Annotated in this window: 16 protein-coding genes; 10 read left to right on the top strand and 6 right to left on the bottom strand. The window is 61.2% G+C overall.

Going from position 1 to position 18,542, the window contains the following annotated elements:
* Position 1 precedes the first annotated feature (1 nt).
* Genes FY152_01680 through FY152_01690 form a run of 3 tightly spaced genes read left to right on the top strand, consistent with a single transcriptional unit; the run spans position 2 to position 2,203 of the window.
* Positions 2-370, top strand: a complete 369-nt coding sequence (locus FY152_01680; protein UXS30861.1) for a glyoxalase — start codon at positions 2-4, stop codon at positions 368-370.
* Between the two features lie 16 nt (positions 371-386).
* Entirely contained in the window at positions 387-1,514 is a 1,128-nt protein-coding gene (locus FY152_01685; protein ID UXS30862.1) for an ATP phosphoribosyltransferase regulatory subunit, read from the top strand.
* On the top strand, positions 1,511-2,203 hold the full coding sequence (locus FY152_01690; GenBank protein UXS30863.1) for an ATP phosphoribosyltransferase catalytic subunit HisG: 693 nt from the start codon (positions 1,511-1,513) through the stop codon (positions 2,201-2,203). The genes FY152_01685 and FY152_01690 overlap by 4 nt, the downstream gene beginning before the upstream one ends.
* A gap of 63 nt (positions 2,204-2,266) precedes the next feature.
* Here FY152_01690 and FY152_01695 read toward each other — a convergent pair whose 3' ends face one another.
* The 4 genes from FY152_01695 to FY152_01710 form a co-directional block, all read right to left on the bottom strand.
* On the bottom strand, positions 2,267-2,713 hold the full coding sequence (locus FY152_01695) for a DoxX family protein (protein UXS30864.1): 447 nt from the start codon (positions 2,711-2,713) through the stop codon (positions 2,267-2,269).
* Positions 2,714-2,867: 154 nt separating this feature from the next.
* Entirely contained in the window at positions 2,868-3,302 is a 435-nt protein-coding gene (locus tag FY152_01700; protein UXS30865.1) for a hypothetical protein, read from the bottom strand.
* 698 nt (positions 3,303-4,000) lie between these two features.
* Positions 4,001-5,635 carry a chaperonin GroEL gene (groL, locus tag FY152_01705; GenBank protein ID UXS30866.1) on the bottom strand — a complete coding sequence of 545 codons (1,635 nt, stop codon included), beginning with the start codon at positions 5,633-5,635 and terminating at the stop codon, positions 4,001-4,003.
* Positions 5,636-5,708: 73 nt separating this feature from the next.
* Positions 5,709-6,005, bottom strand: a complete 297-nt coding sequence (locus FY152_01710; GenBank protein ID UXS30867.1) for a co-chaperone GroES — start codon at positions 6,003-6,005, stop codon at positions 5,709-5,711.
* Positions 6,006-6,375: 370 nt separating this feature from the next.
* Between FY152_01710 and FY152_01715 the strand changes: the two genes are divergently transcribed.
* From FY152_01715 to FY152_01730, 4 genes are all read left to right on the top strand, one after another.
* On the top strand, positions 6,376-7,224 hold the full coding sequence (locus FY152_01715) for a TIGR01459 family HAD-type hydrolase (GenBank protein ID UXS30868.1): 849 nt from the start codon (positions 6,376-6,378) through the stop codon (positions 7,222-7,224).
* Positions 7,225-7,266: 42 nt separating this feature from the next.
* Positions 7,267-8,247: a bifunctional riboflavin kinase/FAD synthetase gene (locus tag FY152_01720; GenBank protein UXS30869.1), complete on the top strand. Its 981-nt coding sequence runs from the start codon at positions 7,267-7,269 to the stop codon at positions 8,245-8,247.
* Positions 8,248-8,527: 280 nt separating this feature from the next.
* The gene (locus FY152_01725; GenBank protein UXS30870.1) at positions 8,528-11,431 is read left to right on the top strand and encodes an isoleucine--tRNA ligase; all 2,904 of its coding nucleotides are present in this window, start codon (positions 8,528-8,530) and stop codon (positions 11,429-11,431) included.
* 142 nt (positions 11,432-11,573) lie between these two features.
* Complete coding sequence (locus FY152_01730; GenBank protein UXS30871.1) at positions 11,574-12,212, top strand: hypothetical protein; 639 nt, start codon at positions 11,574-11,576, stop codon at positions 12,210-12,212.
* Between the two features lie 52 nt (positions 12,213-12,264).
* Here FY152_01730 and FY152_01735 read toward each other — a convergent pair whose 3' ends face one another.
* A complete protein-coding gene (locus FY152_01735; GenBank protein UXS30872.1) occupies positions 12,265-12,723 on the bottom strand; it encodes a nucleoside deaminase in 459 nt (152 codons plus the stop codon).
* 71 nt (positions 12,724-12,794) lie between these two features.
* Here FY152_01735 and FY152_01740 point away from each other — a divergent pair, with 71 nt between their 5' ends.
* The 3 genes from FY152_01740 to FY152_01750 all read left to right on the top strand — a co-directional run bounded on the left by FY152_01740 (position 12,795) and on the right by FY152_01750 (position 16,393).
* Entirely contained in the window at positions 12,795-14,780 is a 1,986-nt protein-coding gene (locus FY152_01740) for a pseudouridine synthase (protein ID UXS30873.1), read from the top strand.
* Positions 14,761-15,318, top strand: a complete 558-nt coding sequence (gene rsmD / locus FY152_01745; GenBank protein UXS30874.1) for a 16S rRNA (guanine(966)-N(2))-methyltransferase RsmD — start codon at positions 14,761-14,763, stop codon at positions 15,316-15,318. Before FY152_01740 ends, rsmD begins: the two co-directional genes overlap by 20 nt.
* Before the next feature lie 148 nt (positions 15,319-15,466).
* The gene (locus FY152_01750) at positions 15,467-16,393 is read left to right on the top strand and encodes a patatin-like phospholipase family protein (GenBank protein UXS33179.1); all 927 of its coding nucleotides are present in this window, start codon (positions 15,467-15,469) and stop codon (positions 16,391-16,393) included.
* A gap of 209 nt (positions 16,394-16,602) precedes the next feature.
* On the opposite strand, the gene FY152_01755 is transcribed toward FY152_01750, so the two are convergent.
* A complete protein-coding gene (locus tag FY152_01755; GenBank protein ID UXS30875.1) occupies positions 16,603-18,426 on the bottom strand; it encodes a potassium transporter TrkA in 1,824 nt (607 codons plus the stop codon).
* Between the last annotated feature and the right edge of the window lie 116 nt (positions 18,427-18,542).

Consider the following 18,542-nt stretch of genomic DNA (forward strand, 5'->3'; position numbering starts at 1 on the left):
CATGGCGATCCTCGCGCTCGACCATGTTCAACTGGCGATGCCGGCGGGCCGTGAGGATGAGGCGCGCTCTTTCTATGGCGGCCTGCTCGGCTTTGCGGAGCAGGTCAAACCCGCCAATCTGGCCGGACGCGGCGGGTGCTGGTTCAGTCGGGGTTCGATAAAACTGCATCTCGGCGTCGAGCAGGATTTCCGCCCGGCGAAGAAAGCCCATCCGGCCTTTCTGGTCGATGATATGGCAACCTTGCGAAAAACACTTGAAACAGCAGGCTGCCATGTGGTTGAGGATGAGCCGCTTGAAGGGTATCACCGGTTTTATGTCCATGATCCCTTCGGAAACCGCATCGAAATGATGCAGCCGCTCGAACCGTGACGAAAAGTACCGTTCCATGCCCCTGATCGACATGCCGGAATTTTCCGGAGAGCTACTGGAAGAATTCGCCGCGCGCCGCACGAGCCGCGTGAACACGCCCGTCATCCAGCCCGCCGAACCCTTTCTGGATATGGCCGGCGAGGATTTGCGCCGCCGTATCTTCATGACGGAAAGCGAAACGGGCGAGAGCCTGTGTCTACGCCCCGAATTCACCATCCCGGTCTGCCTGCGCCATATCGAAACGGCGACCGGCACGCCGAAGCGTTATTCCTATCTCGGCGAAGTCTTCCGCCAGCGCCGCGAGGGCGCGAACGAGTTTTATCAGGCCGGCATCGAGGATCTCGGCGATACCGATATCGCCGCCGCCGATGCTCGTGCCGTCATCGATGCGACAGGCATTCTGCAGCGTCTTCTGCCGGGCCGCTCGCTTGCGGTCACGCTGGGTGACCAGCAGGTGTTCGAGGCGGTGGTTGCCGCCCTTGGCCTGCCGCTCGGCTGGCAGAAGCGGCTGGTGCAGGCATTCGGCGATATGGCGCAGCTTGACGCGTTGCTGGAAAGCCTTGTGCATCCCAAGCCGATGACCGGCCTCGATGCCCGCGTCGCTGGCCTGCTGGCGACGGGCGACGAGGCGGTGCTGGTCGATTATCTCGATACGGTGATGCAGGAGACCGGCTATTCCACCAATGCCAGCCGTTCACCGCAGGAAATCGCCCGCCGCCTGCGGGAAAAACTGGCGCTTGCCGCCACGCGCCTGCCGGATGAAAGCTTTGCGCTGCTCAAGCAGTTCCTGGCCCTGAAGGCGCCTCTGCCGCAGGCCTCGCAGGTTCTGGCCGATTTTGCCGCAAAGGCGAAGCTGAAACTGGATGGCGCGCTGTCCGCTTTCGATAAACGCGTCGCAGCTCTTGCCAATGCCGGCGTCGATCTCGAAACCGTCACCTATGGCGCGGCCTTCGGTCGTCCGCTCGATTATTATACCGGTCTCGTTTTCGAGGTGGTGGAAGCGGGCGACGACAGCGTGCTGGCCGGTGGCGGCCGTTTCGACCGGCTGCTGACCCTGCTCGGCGCACAGGAAAAAATCCCGGCCGTGGGCTTCTCGCTCTGGCTGGATCGCATCGAAACGGTGCGCGGGAGCGACAAGCCATGATCACCATCGCATTGCCCTCCAAGGGCCGGATGAAGGAAGACGCCTCCGCCGTTCTGGAACGCGCCGGGCTGAAGGTCGCGGCCGTCGGCAATGACCGCTCCTATCGCGGCCGCATCGAAGGGCGCGACGATATCGAGATCGCCTATCTCTCCGCCTCCGAGATCGCCCGCGAAATCGGCGCCGGCACCGTGGATTTCGGCGTGACGGGAGAGGACCTTGTGCGCGAGGGACTAACCAATGCCGATGCGCAGGTGGAGTTCTGCGCCCGCCTGGGTTTCGGCCATGCGGACGTCGTGGTCGCCGTGCCTGAAATCTGGCTGGATGTGGACAGCATGGCTGATCTCGGCGATGTCGCTTCGGAATTCCGCGCCCGTCATGGCCGCAGGCTCGCCATCGCCACCAAATATTGGCGGCTGACTCAGCAGTTCTTTTCGCGCCAGCACGGCATTCAGCTTTATCGCATCGTCGAAAGCCTTGGCGCGACCGAAGGTGCACCGGCGGCGGGGCAGGCGGATATCATCGTTGATATCACCTCGACCGGCTCGACGCTGAAGGCCAACCACCTGAAAATTCTCTCTGACGGCATCATCGTCCGTTCGGAAGCCTGCTTTGTGCGTGCCCGCAAGCCGGAGCACGAAGGCGATGCGGCGGTTCAGGAGATCGCCTCGCGCATCAGGGCTGCGGTTTGACGACGTAAAACAAAAAGCCGCCGGAGCGATCCGGCGGCTTTTTTATTGGTCGATCCATTTGGCTTATGCGTGGGCCACAGCTGCGCCGCGTCTTGCGTCGACGGAGTAGGCGCCGGGGCCGAAGGCGGCAAGCAGGATGTAGGCGCCGGCAAGGGTGATGTTCTTCACCATCATGATGCCGTTCAGCGTGTTGATCCAGCCAAGAGCCGGCTCAGGCCAGCCGGGAACGGCAACGGTGCCGCTGTGGAACACCAGACCGGTGAAGACGCAGAAGACGGCAAGCGCCCAGGCAGCGATTTTGGTCTGGAAACCAGCGAGAATGGCAAGGCCGGCAACGAGTTCGAACAGGCCTGCAATATAGGCAAGCGCGGTTGCGGCGGGCAGGCCGGCGCCCGTGATCATGCCGGCCGTGCCGGCCGGATCGGCGAGCTTGCCGAAGCCCGACGTGATGAAGATGAAGGAAAGCAGAATGCGGGCGATGAGAACGAGAACGTTCTGGCTGCTGGACATGGAAATCTCCGGTAATTGATCGGCGTGTCGCCGGTTAAGCTGCAGGGCGATGTCTGGAGATATCAATGGCGGAAAATCACCCGTCCATAAAGATGAACAAGAGAAGACGATTTGTCGTCATTTTGTGAACGATGGCGAGCCTTCGGCAGGTTATTCAGGCGGCGAAGCGAATATCTTCAAAACGCGGAAACAGGAAAAGCCCGGAAATCCGCCCCTGCCTATCGTCTTCAAAACCGGCGGATTCACCCATGCAGATAACGGGCTGGCGCATTGTCGGAAGGATGAAGAGGTTGGTGGAAAAGCAGAATCGTGAAGGCGCAGTGGAGGCCTGCTCGAAAAGTTCCAGCACGCGGGCATGGTCGCTGCGATCGTAGCAGCGGACAAGGCTGAGCAGACCGCACTCACCGGGGGGCAGGCCGTGCATGAAGGAGGCCTGTTCGCCAAGCCGGATGACGCCGCTTGAAAGATCGCTGCTCCACTCTTCCGAAATGAAGAAATTGGACAGGGTTCTGGGATCGGGCGTGGTCGTCACGGCCGCAGGCAGAGCATCGTTGCGTCTTGAGATTTCGAACAAATCGCGCCCCCGCATGAACATCGTACCAGCGACGCAATTTCAAGCGTCACTGCCAAGTTGAACTTCCACCGCCACCCGCAGTCGAAACTTTTAGCCAGGCATCGAACCCCTTCAATGCTTGCGTCCCGTCGCGGCACCCTTACGGGGGCTGACTTATAGTTTATTTTCTCTTACCCACAACAACCAGTCAGAGAGAAAATCAAAAATATTATGTATTCCTTCATCGCAATCGCGAAATATATGAAAAAAGACAACTATGTGTCGAATTTATAGGCTGGTGAGGGCGAAACTCGGCCTCGTCTGCGATTGTGATTCGCCCTTAGCGGTGTCCTATTATTGCATGCACTTCCAAAAACAAGCCGGCTAAGGCTATTTGTGTCCCAAAAGGATACAATATTTTGGAGCCTATCGCACGGGTGGAGTATTTTGCTGCTCCGAAGACCGCCCTTTCTGAATTCCGGTGACAGGACTGATTAGAAGTCCATGCCGCCCGTCTGGCGTGCTTGCGACGTCGGACCACTCAAGAGGCATGGGCGGCAAAAGAAAAAGGGCGATCCGAAGACCGCCCTTTCTGAATTCCGGTGACAGGATTGATTGGAAGTCCATGCCGCCCGTCTGGCGCGCTTGCGACGCCAGACCGCCAAAAGAGCATGGGCGGCAAAGAAAAAGGGCGATCCGGAGACCGCCCTTTCGTATTCCAGAGACAGGACTGATTAGAAGTCCATGCCGCCCATGCCGCCGCCCGGCATTGCCGGCATTGCAGCTTCCTTCTTCGGAAGCTCGGCGATCATGGCTTCGGTGGTGATCAGCAGCGAAGCAACCGAAGCTGCGTTCTGCAGAGCGGTGCGAACAACCTTGACCGGGTCGACGATGCCGAGCTGGATCAGGTCGCCATATTCGCCGGTCTGGGCGTTGTAGCCGTAGTTGTCTTCGTTCTTGTCGAGGATCTTGCCAACAACGATGGAAGCTTCGTCACCAGCGTTTTCTGCGATCTGGCGAACCAGAGCCTGCAGAGCCTTGCGCACGATGTTGATGCCAGCTTCCTGGTCGTCGTTTGCACCCTTGGCGGTGATCTTCGTGGAAGAACGCAGCAGGGCAACGCCGCCGCCCGGTACGATGCCTTCCTGAACGGCAGCGCGCGTCGCGTTGAGAGCGTCGTCGATGCGGTCCTTCTTTTCCTTCACTTCAACTTCCGTCGAACCGCCAACGCGGATCACGGCAACGCCACCAGCGAGCTTGGCAAGACGTTCCTGCAGCTTTTCGCGGTCGTAGTCAGAAGTGGTTTCCTCGATCTGCGCCTTGATCTGGGCAACGCGGCCTTCGATGTCCGACTTCTGGCCGGCACCGTCAACGATCGTGGTGTTTTCCTTGGAGATCGAAACCTTCTTCGACTTGCCGAGCATGTCGAGGGTAACGCTTTCGAGCTTGATGCCGAGGTCTTCGGAAATGACGGTACCACCGGTCAGGATGGCGATGTCTTCCAGCATGGCCTTGCGGCGGTCGCCGAAGCCAGGAGCCTTGACGGCAGCGATCTTGAGGCCGCCACGCAGCTTGTTGACGACGAGCGTTGCAAGAGCTTCGCCTTCGACGTCTTCAGCGATGATGACGAGCGGCTTGCCGGTCTGAACGACGGCTTCGAGAACCGGCAGCATGGCCTGGAGGTTCGAGAGCTTCTTTTCGTGCAGAAGGATGTAGGCGTCTTCGAGGTCCGCAACCATCTTTTCCGGGTTGGTCACGAAGTAGGGCGACAGGTAGCCGCGGTCGAACTGCATGCCTTCGACGACTTCGAGTTCGGTTTCAGCGGTCTTGGCTTCTTCAACGGTGATGACGCCTTCGTTGCCGACGCGCTGCATTGCTTCAGCAATGTCGAGACCGATCTGACGCTCGCCGTTTGCAGAGATCGTGCCGACCTGCGCAACTTCTTCAGACGTGTTGATCTTCTTGGCCTTGGCCTGAAGGTCCTTGACGACTTCGGCAACGGCCAGATCGATACCGCGCTTCAGGTCCATCGGGTTCATGCCGGCAGCAACTGCCTTGGCACCTTCGCGAACGATGGCCTGGGCCAGAACCGTTGCGGTGGTGGTGCCGTCACCGGCGATGTCGTTGGTCTTGGAAGCGACTTCGCGAACGAGCTGCGCGCCCATGTTCTCGAACTTGTCTTCCAGTTCGATTTCCTTGGCGACGGAAACGCCGTCCTTGGTGATGCGCGGTGCGCCGAAGGACTTGTCGATAACGACGTTACGACCCTTCGGGCCGAGGGTGACCTTCACTGCATCAGCGAGAATGTCGACGCCCTTGAGCATCTTTTCGCGCGCTGTGCGGCCGAATTTGACTTCTTTGGCTGCCATTTTCAAAACTCCTGGTTTCGAATGGCCGGACAGGGTCCGGCTTGAAATTTAAGGAAGGACGGGTTCGGCTAAATCAGCCGATAATGCCCATGATGTCGGCTTCCTTCATGATCAGAAGGTCTTCGCCGTCGAGCTTGACTTCGGTGCCCGACCACTTGCCGAACAGGACGCGATCGCCAACCTTGACGTCGAGAGCGACGACCTTGCCGGCCTCATCGCGCGCGCCGGAGCCAACAGCGACGATTTCGCCTTCCTGCGGCTTTTCCTTGGCGGTATCGGGAATGATGATGCCGCCCTTGGTCTTTGCTTCGGATTCAACGCGACGAACGACGACGCGATCGTGAAGCGGGCGGAAATTGGTGCTTGTCATTGCCTAATCCCTCGATCAAATGACTTCACGAACCCTTGGAGGCTCGCGTGATGGGTGTTAGCACTCACCTTGTTGGAGTGCCAGCGAAGCCGAGATAAGGAGGCGCTCTGCCGGAGTCAAGAACGCGCTGTCGGAAAAATTTTATGCGCTATGGTTATCAGCGTTCCATGACAGAAATTTCTGCGTGTTGAGCGGCGGCGGCAAACCACAGCCTATTTGCAATTCGCTGCCTTTTCGGGCCTAGCGAGGTTTTATGTTCGGACGGTGGCGGGCGGGCAGACGGAAGGTTTGTCATCGCTTTTTTTCTTGCCATCGGCGTCCCGCTTTGCGATGTCACGCACACCCTCTTCTCGCATCCGGAAAGCATCTCATGGCCCATCGCATTCTCACCCTCGGCGAAATAACTGATGGGTTCGACGTTATTCTTTCGGATGTCTGGGGCGTGCTGCACAATGGTGTCAGCGCCTTTCCGGACGCGGCGGTTGCACTGCACGAAGCGCGCAAGGCCGGCAAGACGGTGGTGCTCATCACCAATTCGCCGCGCCCCGCTCCCGGCGTCATCGCCCAGCTTCGCGTTCTCGGCGTTCCGGATGAGGCCTATGACCGTATCATCACGTCCGGTGACGTCACCCGCGGCCTGATTGCGGAAGGCCCGAAAAAAGTCTTCCTGCTCGGCCCGGAACGCGATCTGCCGCTGCTGGAGGGGCTGGATGTCGAGCGGGTTAGCGAGGCGGAAGCGCAATCCGTCGTCTGCACCGGTTTCTTTGATGACGAGACGGAAACGCCCGAGGATTATACGGAAATGCTCAAGGGCTTCATCGCCCGCGGCGCGCCAATGATCTGCGCCAATCCCGATCTGGTGGTGGAGCGCGGTGAGCGCATCATTCCCTGCGCCGGCGCCATGGCCGCCTATTATGAACAGCTGGGCGGCGAGGTCCGCATTGCCGGCAAGCCGCATATGCCGATCTACGAAGCCTGCCTCGCGGCGGCGAAAGAAGTGCGCAGCGCCTTCCCCAAGGATCGCGTGCTCGCGATCGGCGACGGCATGCCGACGGATGTGAAGGGCGCGATTGCGAGCGGTCTCAACCTTCTTTATATCAGCGGCGGCATTCACGCCGCCGAATATACGCTGAACGGTCAAACGGACGAGGCGCTTCTGAACGCCTATCTCAAGGGGCAGGGCGCGGCTCCCGGCTGGTGGATGCCCCGTCTTGCTTAAAGGGCGTCTGGCTTAAGCTGGCGCAAAAATGGATCGACTGCCATGACCGTCTTTCATCGCAATGAAAAAAAGGAGCCGCTGCCGGACAATCTTCGCGGCGGCGTCATCGCGATCGGCAATTTCGATGGCGTGCATCGCGGCCACCGCGCCGTTCTGGATCGCGCGCTGGAACTGGCCGAGGCGCGTGGCGTTCCCGCGCTGGTGCTGACTTTTGAACCGCATCCCCGTTCTGTGTTCCGCCCGGAAACGCCTGTCTTTCGCCTCACCCCCGCACCGTTGAAGGCGCGCATTCTCGAAGCCATCGGTTTCCGCTCCGTCATCGAATACCCCTTCGACCGGGAATTCTCGCAGCGTTCGGCGGAGGAATTCGTCCAATCCATTCTTGTCGACTGGCTCCATGCCAGCGCTGTCGTCACCGGCTTTGATTTTCATTTCGGCAAGGGCCGCGAAGGTGGTCCGGCCTTTCTGATGGCCGCTGGCAAGCGCCACGACTTCGACGTGACACTGGTGGATGCCTTCCGCGACGAGGGTGCGGATGTCGTTTCCTCCAGCCGTATCCGCTCGCTCTTATGCGAGGGCGATGTGGCGGGTGCGGCCGGATTGCTGGGTTACCGCTTCACGGTGGAAAGCGAAGTCATCGGCGGCCAGAAGCTGGGGCGCACCTTGGGTTATCCGACAGCCAACATGGCGTTGGCGCCGGAGACGGAACTGAAGGCGGGCATCTATGCCGTGCGGTTCCGCCGTCCCGATGGCTCGATCCGCGATGGCGTCGCAAGCTTCGGCTACCGCCCGACGGTGACCGAAAACGGCGCGGCGCTGCTGGAAACCTATGTCTTCGATTTTTCCGGCGATCTCTATGGCGAGGTTTGTTCGGTGTCCTTCTTCGGACATCTGCGTGACGAGCTGAAATTCGATGGTCTGGAACCGCTGGTCGCGCAGATCAGGCGCGACGAGGAGGAGGCGAGGGCGATGCTGTCAGGCGTGCGGCCGCTGAGCGAAGTGGATGCGAAGATCGCATTTTGAGCCGGAAGGGCTGGCGAGCCCGTATTCCGGCCCATTTTACTGTCGCTTTTCTCTTCCTTTTTGCTGGAAAACCGCATAAACAACCGGCCATGTCCCAATACCGGTTGATGTTTAAAAATCAGATTGGCCGAATTATTGGCCCGGCCTTCCGCCCGCTCTGAGGAGCCGGAAGGTCCGGGATTTTGGCGCTTGTCGCGGCATTTGTGATGGCGCTTTCCGAATTTGCCCTGTTTGAAATTGAGACGGCGCGACCGACACGGCGCGCAACAACGGTACGATTATGAGCGACACCGCAGAAAAATTCGATTATTCCGCCACCCTCTATCTGCCGCAGACGGATTTTCCGATGCGCGCCGGCCTGCCGCAGAAGGAACCGGAAACGGTCAAGCGCTGGCAGGAGATGGGCCTCTACAAGAAGTTGCGCGCCTCCGCCGCCGGCCGCGAAAAATTCGTGCTGCATGACGGCCCGCCCTATGCCAACGGCAATATCCATATCGGCCATGCGCTCAACAAGATCCTGAAGGACGTCATCACCCGCTCGTTCCAGATGCGCGGTTACGATGCCAATTACGTGCCGGGCTGGGATTGCCATGGCCTGCCGATCGAATGGAAGATCGAGGAAGCCTATCGCGCCAAGGGCAAGAACAAGGACGAGGTTCCGGTCAACGAATTCCGTAAGGAGTGCCGTGACTTCGCCGCCGGCTGGATCAAGGTGCAGTCGGAAGAGTTCAAGCGCCTCGGCATCGAGGGCGACTTTGAAAACCCCTATACGACGATGAACTTCCACGCCGAAGCCCGCATCGCCGGCGAACTGCTGAAGATCGCCCGGACAGGCCAGCTCTATCGTGGCTCCAAGCCGATCATGTGGTCCGTGGTCGAGCGCACGGCGCTGGCGGAAGCCGAAGTCGAATATGCCGATGTCGAGAGCGACATGATCTGGGTGAAGTTCCCGGTTGTGCAGGCAGCTCCTGTTCTTTCTGGTGCTTCCGTCGTCATCTGGACGACCACGCCGTGGACCATTCCCGGCAACCGCGCCATCGCGTTTTCGTCGCGGGTCGAATATGGCCTCTACGAAGTGGAAAGCGCCCAGAACGATTTCGGTCCGCAGCCGGGCGAAAAGCTGATCTTCGCCAAGAAGCTTGCCGATGAGGCCGCAGCCAAGGCGAAGCTGACCTTCAAGCTCGTTCGCGACGTGAAAACCGAAGAACTGGCCGCCATCACCTGCGCCCATCCTTTGGCGTCGCTCGGTTACGATTTCCCGGTTCCACTTCTCGAAGGCGATCACGTCACCGACGATGCCGGTACGGGCTTCGTGCACACCGCGCCGAGCCATGGCCGTGAGGACTTTGACGTCTGGACCGCGCATCAGCGTGAGCTGGAAGCGCGCGGCGTTTCGTCGGCCATCCCGTTCCCGGTTGGCGATGACGGTTTCTACACCGAAGACGCCCCCGGTTTCGGCCCGTCGGCCGAGGGCGGCGCTGCCCGCGTCATGGACGACAACGGCAAGAAGGGCGATGCCAATGACCGCGTCATCAAGGCGCTGATCGCGGAAAACAACCTGTTTGCCCGTGGCCGTCTGAAGCACAGCTATCCGCATAGCTGGCGCTCCAAGAAGCCGGTCATCTTCCGCAACACGCCGCAATGGTTCGTCTATATGGACAAGGAACTGGGCGATGGCACGACGCTGCGTTCGCGCTCGCTGAGCGCCATCGACGACACCCGCTTCGTTCCGGCCTCCGGCCAGAACCGCCTGCGCGCCATGATCGAAGGCCGGCCCGACTGGGTTCTGTCGCGCCAGCGCAGCTGGGGCGTGCCGATTGCCGTCTTCGCCGATGAGAAGGGCGAAGTCCTGATCGATGAGGCCGTCAACGCCCGCATCCTCGAGGCCTTCGAGGCCGAAGGCGCTGACGCCTGGTTCGCCGAAGGCGCCAAGGAGCGTTTCCTCGGCAATGACCACGACCATGCCCGTTGGCTGCAGGTCATGGATATCCTCGACGTATGGTTCGACAGCGGCTGCACCCACACCTTCACGCTGGAAGACCGCCCGGACATGAAGTGGCCGGCGGATGTCTATCTTGAGGGTTCCGACCAGCATCGCGGCTGGTTCCATTCGTCGCTGCTCGAAAGCTGCGCGACGCGTGGCCGCGCGCCCTATAACGCCGTTGTCACCCATGGTTTCACCATGGATGAGAAGGGCGAAAAGATGTCGAAGTCCAAGGGCAACGTCGTCTCGCCGCAGGAAGTCATGAAGGACGCCGGCGCGGATATCCTGCGCCTGTGGGTCATGACCACGGATTATTGGGAAGACCAGCGCCTCGGCAAGGCCATCATCCAGACCAATGTCGATGCCTATCGCAAGCTGCGCAACACCATCCGCTGGATGCTCGGCACCCTTGCCCATTATGAAGGCGAGGAGATCGCCTATGACGATCTGCCGGAGCTGGAAAAGCTGGTGCTGCACCGCCTGTCCGATCTGGATAAGGTTGTGCGCGAAGGTTATGACGGCTTCGAGTTCAAGAAGATCGCCCGTGCGCTGGTGGATTTCGCCAATGTCGAGCTTTCGGCCTTCTATTTCGACATCCGCAAGGACACGCTTTATTGCGACGCGCCGTCGTCGCTGAAGCGCCGGGCGTCGCTGTCGGTCATCGCAAAGCTGTTCGATTGCCTCGTCTCGTGGCTCGCGCCCATGCTGCCCTTCACGACGGAAGAAGCGTGGCTTTCGCGTTATCCGGATGCGGAATCGGTGCATCTTGTCCAGTTCCCGGAAATCCCGGCGGAGTGGAAGAACGATGCGCTGGAAGCGAAGTGGGAGAAGATCCGCAAGGTTCGCACCGTCGTGACGGGCGCGCTGGAAGTCGAGCGCCGCGAAAAGCGCATCGGCTCCTCGCTCGAAGCGGCCCCTGTCGTGCATATTGCCGATGCCGACCTGCTGGCGGCGTTGAACGGGCAGGATTTCGCCGAAATCTGCATCACTTCGGCCATTTCGGTGGTGGGTGATGAAGGCCCGGCCGATGGCTTCCGCCTGCCGGAAGTTGCAAAGGTCGTGGTCGAGCAGAAGCTGGCGGAAGGTGCAAAATGCGCCCGTTCCTGGCGCATCACCACCGATGTCGGTTCCGACCCGGACTATCCGGAGGTTTCGGCCCGCGATGCGGCCGCCTTGCGGGAGCTTGCCGCACGCGGATAAGGAAAATGGCCGGATGAATTGCGCTTTGCGTCTTCATCCGGTACACCTGCCTGAAAATGGCCGGATTTGCACGGCAATGCGGGCTGCCGCCTGCTGAAAGACGATGTCTGGCGAAGTGGGACGGACGGCTGGAAGGGTTTCAATGAAGACGATGCAGGGTAATGCGCAGGGTTTGGGCATGTTTCGCACGGTTGCAGGCATCACGGCCATAGGCGTGCTGCTGGGCGCTTGCACGAGCCCGACCTACGGTACGGGCAAGACGGCGGCGGAACAGCTTGTCGACGATCTCGGCAACGCAACCTCGATCACCGGTGACCAGAGCAAGCGCAACCTGAAATACAGCCCGCGCCCCGGTCTTGTCGTTCCTGCCCAGTCCCGTGCCGAACAATTGGCCGCGCCGCAGCAGAATATGGCGAACCGCGAAAACAACCCGCAATGGGTTGAATCGCCGGAAGAGACCCGCGAACGTCTTCGCGACGAGGCGGATGCCAACAAGAACAACCCGCATTACCGCTCGCCGCTGCTTGCCGGTAACGGCACTGCCGGCCAGATGACCGAAAGCCAGAAATGGGAAGCCTTCCGCAAGGCGAAGGCCGAAGCCCAGGGCGGCTCCGTCGTCAACGCCCAGCGTCGGTTCCTTACCGATCCGCCAGCCGAATATCGCAGCGTTCCGCAGGATCAGCTGACCGACCTCGGTGAGCCGGAGCAGAAGAAGGAAAAGCGCCGCAAGAAAGAAGCGGCTGTCGCCAACACCGGCAAGAGCTGGTGGAACCCCTTCTGATAAAATGACGGGCTGATGGTGGCCTGCGGGAAAGGTTTTTCCCGTCGGCCGCTCAATCGTCGAGACGTTTCTCGCGGAAAAATTGCCGCAGGATTTCCGCACTTTCGCTTTCCGCCAGCCCCGAATAAACATCCGGAGCATGGTGGCATGTCGGCTGGCTGAAGAAGCGCACACCACTATGCACCGCGCCTCCTTTGGGGTCTTCCGCGCCGTAATAAAGGCGGCGGATACGGGCGAATGAGATCGCCGCCGCGCACATGGTGCAGGGCTCAAGGGTTACATAGAGATCGGCGCCGGGCAGCCGTTCCTGCCCCAGCGCCTCGCAGGCCATGCGGATGACGGCGATTTCGGCATGCGCCGTCACATCGTTCAATTCACGGGTGCGATTGCCGGAACGGGCAATGACGCGGCCATCCAGAACCAGTACCGCGCCGATAGGAACCTCCTGGCGTTCGCCGGCAGCGCGGGCTTCCGCCAGCGCCAGTTCCATGAAATGCGTCCTTTCGGCCATTGTGTTTCAATTTCCTCTTAACCCTTGTGCTTGGACCTGATAGGACAGCCCAAACAACAGGCAAACAGCAAATGACTTTTAAAGACAAGCCGAAGCGTGACGGCGGCAAGACATTTAGCCGCGACAAGAAGCCGAAAGGCCCCGGCAAGCCGGCCTCGGAGCGTGAGAAGAAACCGGCCGAAGCAAAGGCAGCCCCGGCGCCCGAAGCCGTGGTCGGCACCAAGCCCGAACGCATTTCCAAGATCATGGCCCGCGCCGGTGTCGCGTCGCGCCGCGATGTGGAACGAATGATCATGGAAGGCCGCGTGTCGCTAAACGGCGTCAAGCTGGATAGCCCGGTCGTGAACGCCACGCTTTCGGACAAGATCGAAGTGGACGGCATGCCGATTCGCGGTGCCGAGCGCACGCGCCTGTGGCTTTACCACAAGCCCGCCGGTCTGGTGACGACCAATTCCGACCCGGAAGGCCGACCGACGGTTTTCGACAATCTGCCGGGCGAACTGCCGCGCGTGCTCTCCATCGGCCGCCTCGATATCAATACCGAAGGCCTGCTGCTGCTCACCAATGATGGCGGCCTGTCCCGTGTGCTGGAACTGCCGACCACCGGCTGGCTGCGCCGCTACCGCGTGCGCGCCCATGGTGAGGTCGATCAGGCCGCACTCGACAAGCTGAAGGACGGCATCGCCGTCGACGGCGTGCTCTACGGCGCAATCGATGCCACGCTCGACCGTACCCAGGGCCACAATGTCTGGATCACCATGGGTCTGCGCGAAGGCAAGAACCGCGAGATCAAGAATGTGCTAGGCGCGCTCGGCCTTGAGGTCAACCGCCTGATCCGTATCTCCTACGGTCCGTTCCAGCTCGGCGATCTTGCCGAAGGCAAGGTGCTTGAAGTGCGCGGCCGCATGCTGCGCGATCAGCTCGGACCGCGTCTGATCGAAGAGGCAGGCGCCAATTTCGACGCGCCGATCTACAATACATCCGTCGACGATGAGGAAGAGGCCCCGGCCAAGCGCGCCAAGCCCGAATGGGCCAAGGGCGACGCGCCGGAAGGCAAGTCTCGTTTCGAAAAATCCTCTGGCAGACCGGAAGACCGTCGCGAAAAGGCGCTCGGCCGTCTTGATACCAAGCGCGGTGACAAGCCTGCCGGCAAGTTCGGCTCCAAGCCCGCCGGGAAATTCGGCGCCAAGGGCCGCAATGAGGATGATGGCGAAGAGCGCCGCAGCCCCCGCCAGCCCGCCGGCACCAGCCGGACGGCCAATGTCTGGATGGCGCCCGGCGCAAAGCCGACCCGTGATGGCAAGGAACGCAAGTCTTCCGCCCGCGCGGAAGCCGAAAGCCTGTTCAAAAAGCCGTCCGCCCAGGCAGAAGCGCGCCGCAGCGTCGTGCGTCATGCCGATGACGAGGGCGAGTGGATCCGCTCGGAGCCGACCCGTGAGGATGACCGTGGCCAGGGCCGCGGTGATCGTTCTGCACGCGGCGAAAAAAGCTTTGGCGATCGCGGTGGACGCGGTGGCAAATCCTTTGGCGACCGACCCTCTGGCGACAGGCCTTTCCGGGATCGCCCCCGCGAAGACGGCGACCGCCCGCGTGGCGACCGCCCGGCACGGGGTGCAAAAAGCTTTGGTGACCGACCGGCACGCGGCGACAAGCCCTTTGGCGACCGTCCTTTCCGTGACCGGCCCCGTGAAGATGGTGATCGCCCGCGCAGCGACCGTCCGCGCGGCGAGAAGAGCTTTGGAGATCGCACCGCGCGTGGCGAAAAGCCATTCAGCGAACGGCCGTTCCGCGACAAGCCCCGCGAGGAAGGGGATCGTCCGCGCGGCGACCGGCCTTTCGGGGATAAGCCCAGAGGCGGCAAACCGGGTGGCAGGCCCGCATCGGGCAAGCCGTCTTTCGGTAAATCGGGCGAGCGTGGCGAACGTTCGGGTTTTTCGGGTAAGGGTAAAGGCCCCGGCGGCAATGGCCCCGGCGGCGGCAAGCCGGGTGGCAAAGGCCCGGGTGGCAAACCTTCTGGAGGCAGGGGAATGACACGTAATGCGGATCGTAGGCGGTGAGTTCCGCGGCCGGACACTGGCCGCGCCGAAATCGAATTCCATTCGTCCGACCATCGACAGGACGCGGGAAAGCCTCTTCAATATCCTGAGCCACGCCTATCCGGAAAGTCTTGACGGTACGCGCGTTCTGGACGTTTTCGCCGGAACCGGTGCGGTCGGGCTGGAGGCTCTTTCGCGCGGCTGTCGCGTGGCGCTCTTCGTCGAAAACGGCGTTGAGGGCAGGGGGCTGCTCTGGGAAAATATCGATGCGCTCGGCCTGCATGGCCGCGCCCGCATCCTGCGGCGTGACGCCACCAAGCTTGGCGGTGTCAACAATATCGAGCCTTTCGATCTTCTGTTTGCCGATCCACCCTATGGCCATGGCCATGGGGAAAAGGCGTTCGCGGCAGCACATGGCGGCGGCTGGCTCACACCCGGCGCGCTTGCCATTCTGGAAGAGCGCGGTGATGTTGCGGTCAATGTCGATCCAGCGTTCAAGCTGCTTGAAAGCCGTATCTTCGGCGACACGAAAATGCATTTCTACCGTTACGAGCCCTGACGGGAACACCTTCCCGTCACGCCACGGTCTTGTCTTGTTTGCCGAATAGGCAGAGCCTGTGTCCTGTCGACCGATACTGTCAGGCAGTATCGCGATAGGCTATGCCGGCAGACAGGACCTGTGCGGGGAAAGAGTTTTGGGTATTCGCATGGAGCAGGGTGTAAACGAGAGCGTCACGATCGTCCGCGCCGGAGAAGATGTTCTCGAAGGCGGCGGCACGGGTGGCCAGGAGCCGACATTCGGCGTGGCGCTCGGCGGCGGCGGTGCGCGCGGCATCTGCCACATCAACGTCATCGAGGCGCTGGACGAACTCGGTATCCGGCCGGTGGCGCTATCAGGCTCATCGATCGGTTCCATCATCGGTTCAGGCATGGCGGCCGGCATGACGGGCCGGGAAATCCGTGAATATACGCTCGAACTCATGGGGCGGAAGGGTTCGGTGGCCAACCGGCTCTGGAGCCTCGGCCCGGCATCGATGCGCCATGCGGTGGACGGTTTTCGTCTCGGGCAATTCAATCTCGAACTCATTCTGCACGCTTTGATGCCGCAAGCTTTGCCGAAGGACTTTTCCGAACTCGCCATCCCGCTCAAGGTGATAACCACCGATTATTATGCCCAGACCGAGGTTGTGGTGGAGAGCGGCGAGATCATCCAGGCGCTGGCCGCGTCTGCCGCCATTCCGGCCCTGTTCATGCCTGTTCGTATCGATGGTCGCATCATGATCGATGGCGGCATCTTCAATCCCGTGCCCTACGAGCATCTGCTGGACCAGGCCGATATCGTCATCGGCGTTGATGTGGTCGGCGGTCCCGAAGGCGACGGCACCACCATGCCGAACCGGCTGGACAGCCTGTTCGGCGCCAGCCAGCTGATGATGCAGGCGGCGATTGCCCTGAAACTGAGGTTACGTCCGCCGCACATCTTCCTGCGCCCGCCGGTGCACCGTTTCGGCGTGCTGGATTTCCTGAAGTCCGAGGAGGTGCTGAACGCATCGGCCGGCATCAAGGACGATCTGAAACGGCAGATCGACATGCAGGTGGAACTGTTTCATCGCGGGCAGGGCGTGGAGGCTTGAGCGGTACTCCCTGAATATTCACTATCGAGCGAGCGGGTGCCGCTCGCTTCTTCTCCCCGCCGGGGAGAAGTCCGCGGCAGCGGGATGAGGGGGCGACGGTAGCGATATACGGAGAGCTTACCCCCTCATCCGACCCTTCGGGCCACCTTCTCCCCGGCGGGGAGAAGAAACAAGCAGCGTGCTCCCTGCGCTAATGCCTGCCTCGTCACCTACAACGAGACTTCCGTTTCCCCGTCTTCCTCTTCTTCTTCCCGCTTCTCCGCCTTGTTCTTCGGCTTCATCAGCGGCTCCGGCTTCACCTCGCGCACCGGCTTGTTGTGCAGCATCTGCCGGCCGGCGGCGAGGCCTTCCACGGCCTGTAGCTGCAACCGCTCCTCGTCGCGTTCGCGAATATCGTCGGCAATCGCCAGCGCCCTTTCGCCATCCATATCCAGCCCTTCCAGAATGCGCCTGCCGAACAGCAAGCCCGATTCCAGCGTCTCACGGATCTCGTATTCCACGCCCTTTTTCCTGAGGTCGAGCGAATGCACGCGGTCATAGGAGCGGACATAGATGCGCACGCTTGGAAATTCCGACTGGATCATATCGATGATACGGTCGGTGACCTCTTTCTTGTGGGTGCAGACGGCAACGAGATCGGCCCGTTCTATTCCAGCGGCGATCAGCACGTCCTTGCGGGTGCCATCGCCGAAAAAGATGCGGAAGCCGAAACGGGCGGCCTGGCGCACGCGGTCGGCGGAGCTGTCGATGACGGTGACGTCGCGCCCGCCGGCGAGAAGGATCTGCGAGGCTATCTGGCCGAAGCGGGAAAAGCCGATCATCAGCACATCCGCACCCGCGCCGTCGAAATCCTCTTCCAGCTTGTCCTCCTCCGCATCCTCCGCCGTCAGCCGGCGTGAAATCACCGCCAGAAGCGGCGTCAGCGCCATGGAAAGCGTGACCACGGCAACGAGGATCGAGGCGGTCGCCTGCGGGAACAGCCCCGAGGCGGCGGCCGTGGTGAAAAGCACGAAACCGAATTCGCCGCCCTGCGCCAGAAGCAGCGCGATGCGGCTGGACGCATAACGCGACGAACCGGCAATGCGGCACAGAACGTAAATCAGGCCCGCCTTCACCGCCATCATCGCCGGCACGGCGATCAGTATGAGAAGAATGTGCTCATAGACGATATTGACATGCAGCGACATGCCGACGGCCATGAAGAACAGCGCCAGAAACAACCCGCGGAACGGCTCGATATCCGCTTCCAGCTCATGCCGGTAGGAGGATTCCGACAGCATCAGCCCCGCCAGCAATGCGCCCATGCCCATCGAAAGCCCGACAGCTTCCATTATGGCGGCCGCACCGATGACCACGAAGAGCGCGGCGGCGATCATCACTTCGCGCGCGCCCGTGCGGGCAATGATCTGGAACATCGGTGTCAGCAGGTAACGCCCCGCCAGCACCATGCCCGCCACCGCGATGATCGAAGCGAGGAGATCGTAGGACATTGAATCCGTCGGCACGTCCGGGCGGTTCGAAAGAATGGTGACGAGGGCAAGAAGCGGCACGATGGCGAGATCCTGAAACAGCAGGATCGAAAAGGAGCGATTGCCGTGCCGGGTGTTCATGTCGCCGTCATCGGCAAGGATTTGCAGCGCAAAGGCGGTGGAGGAAAGCGCAAGGCCGAAACCGGCGACGAGACTGCCGCGTGCATCGATCAACCCCGCCCACCAGGCGATGGCGGCCAGCACGCTGCCCGTCACCAGCACCTGCGCCAGTCCGAGCCCCAGAATGTCGCGCCGCATCTGCCATATGCGCGATGGTTTCAGTTCCAGCCCGATGATGAAGAGCAGGAAAACCACGCCCAGTTCCGAGACGTTGAAGATGTCCTTCGCATCCGTGACCAGATGTAGGAACGGCCCGATGATGATGCCCGCCACAAGATAGCCCAGCACGGTGCCAAGCCCGAGCTTGCGGAAAACCGAGGCCGCGATGACCGCGCCGGCCAGAAGCAGCAGGGGTTCGGAAAAGAGAGCGTCGTGCTCGGTCATGCGGGCGGACTTTCGAATAGGGTGGCGACAATACCGTCCGAATGGAGAAAGCGGCGTTTCGCCCTTGATGCGGGGTTCCTGGCACAATAAATGGAACAGGAATGAAAGGCCAACTC

The sequence above is a fragment of the Agrobacterium tumefaciens genome (genome assembly GCA_025560025.1).
GTDB lineage: Bacteria > Pseudomonadota > Alphaproteobacteria > Rhizobiales > Rhizobiaceae > Agrobacterium.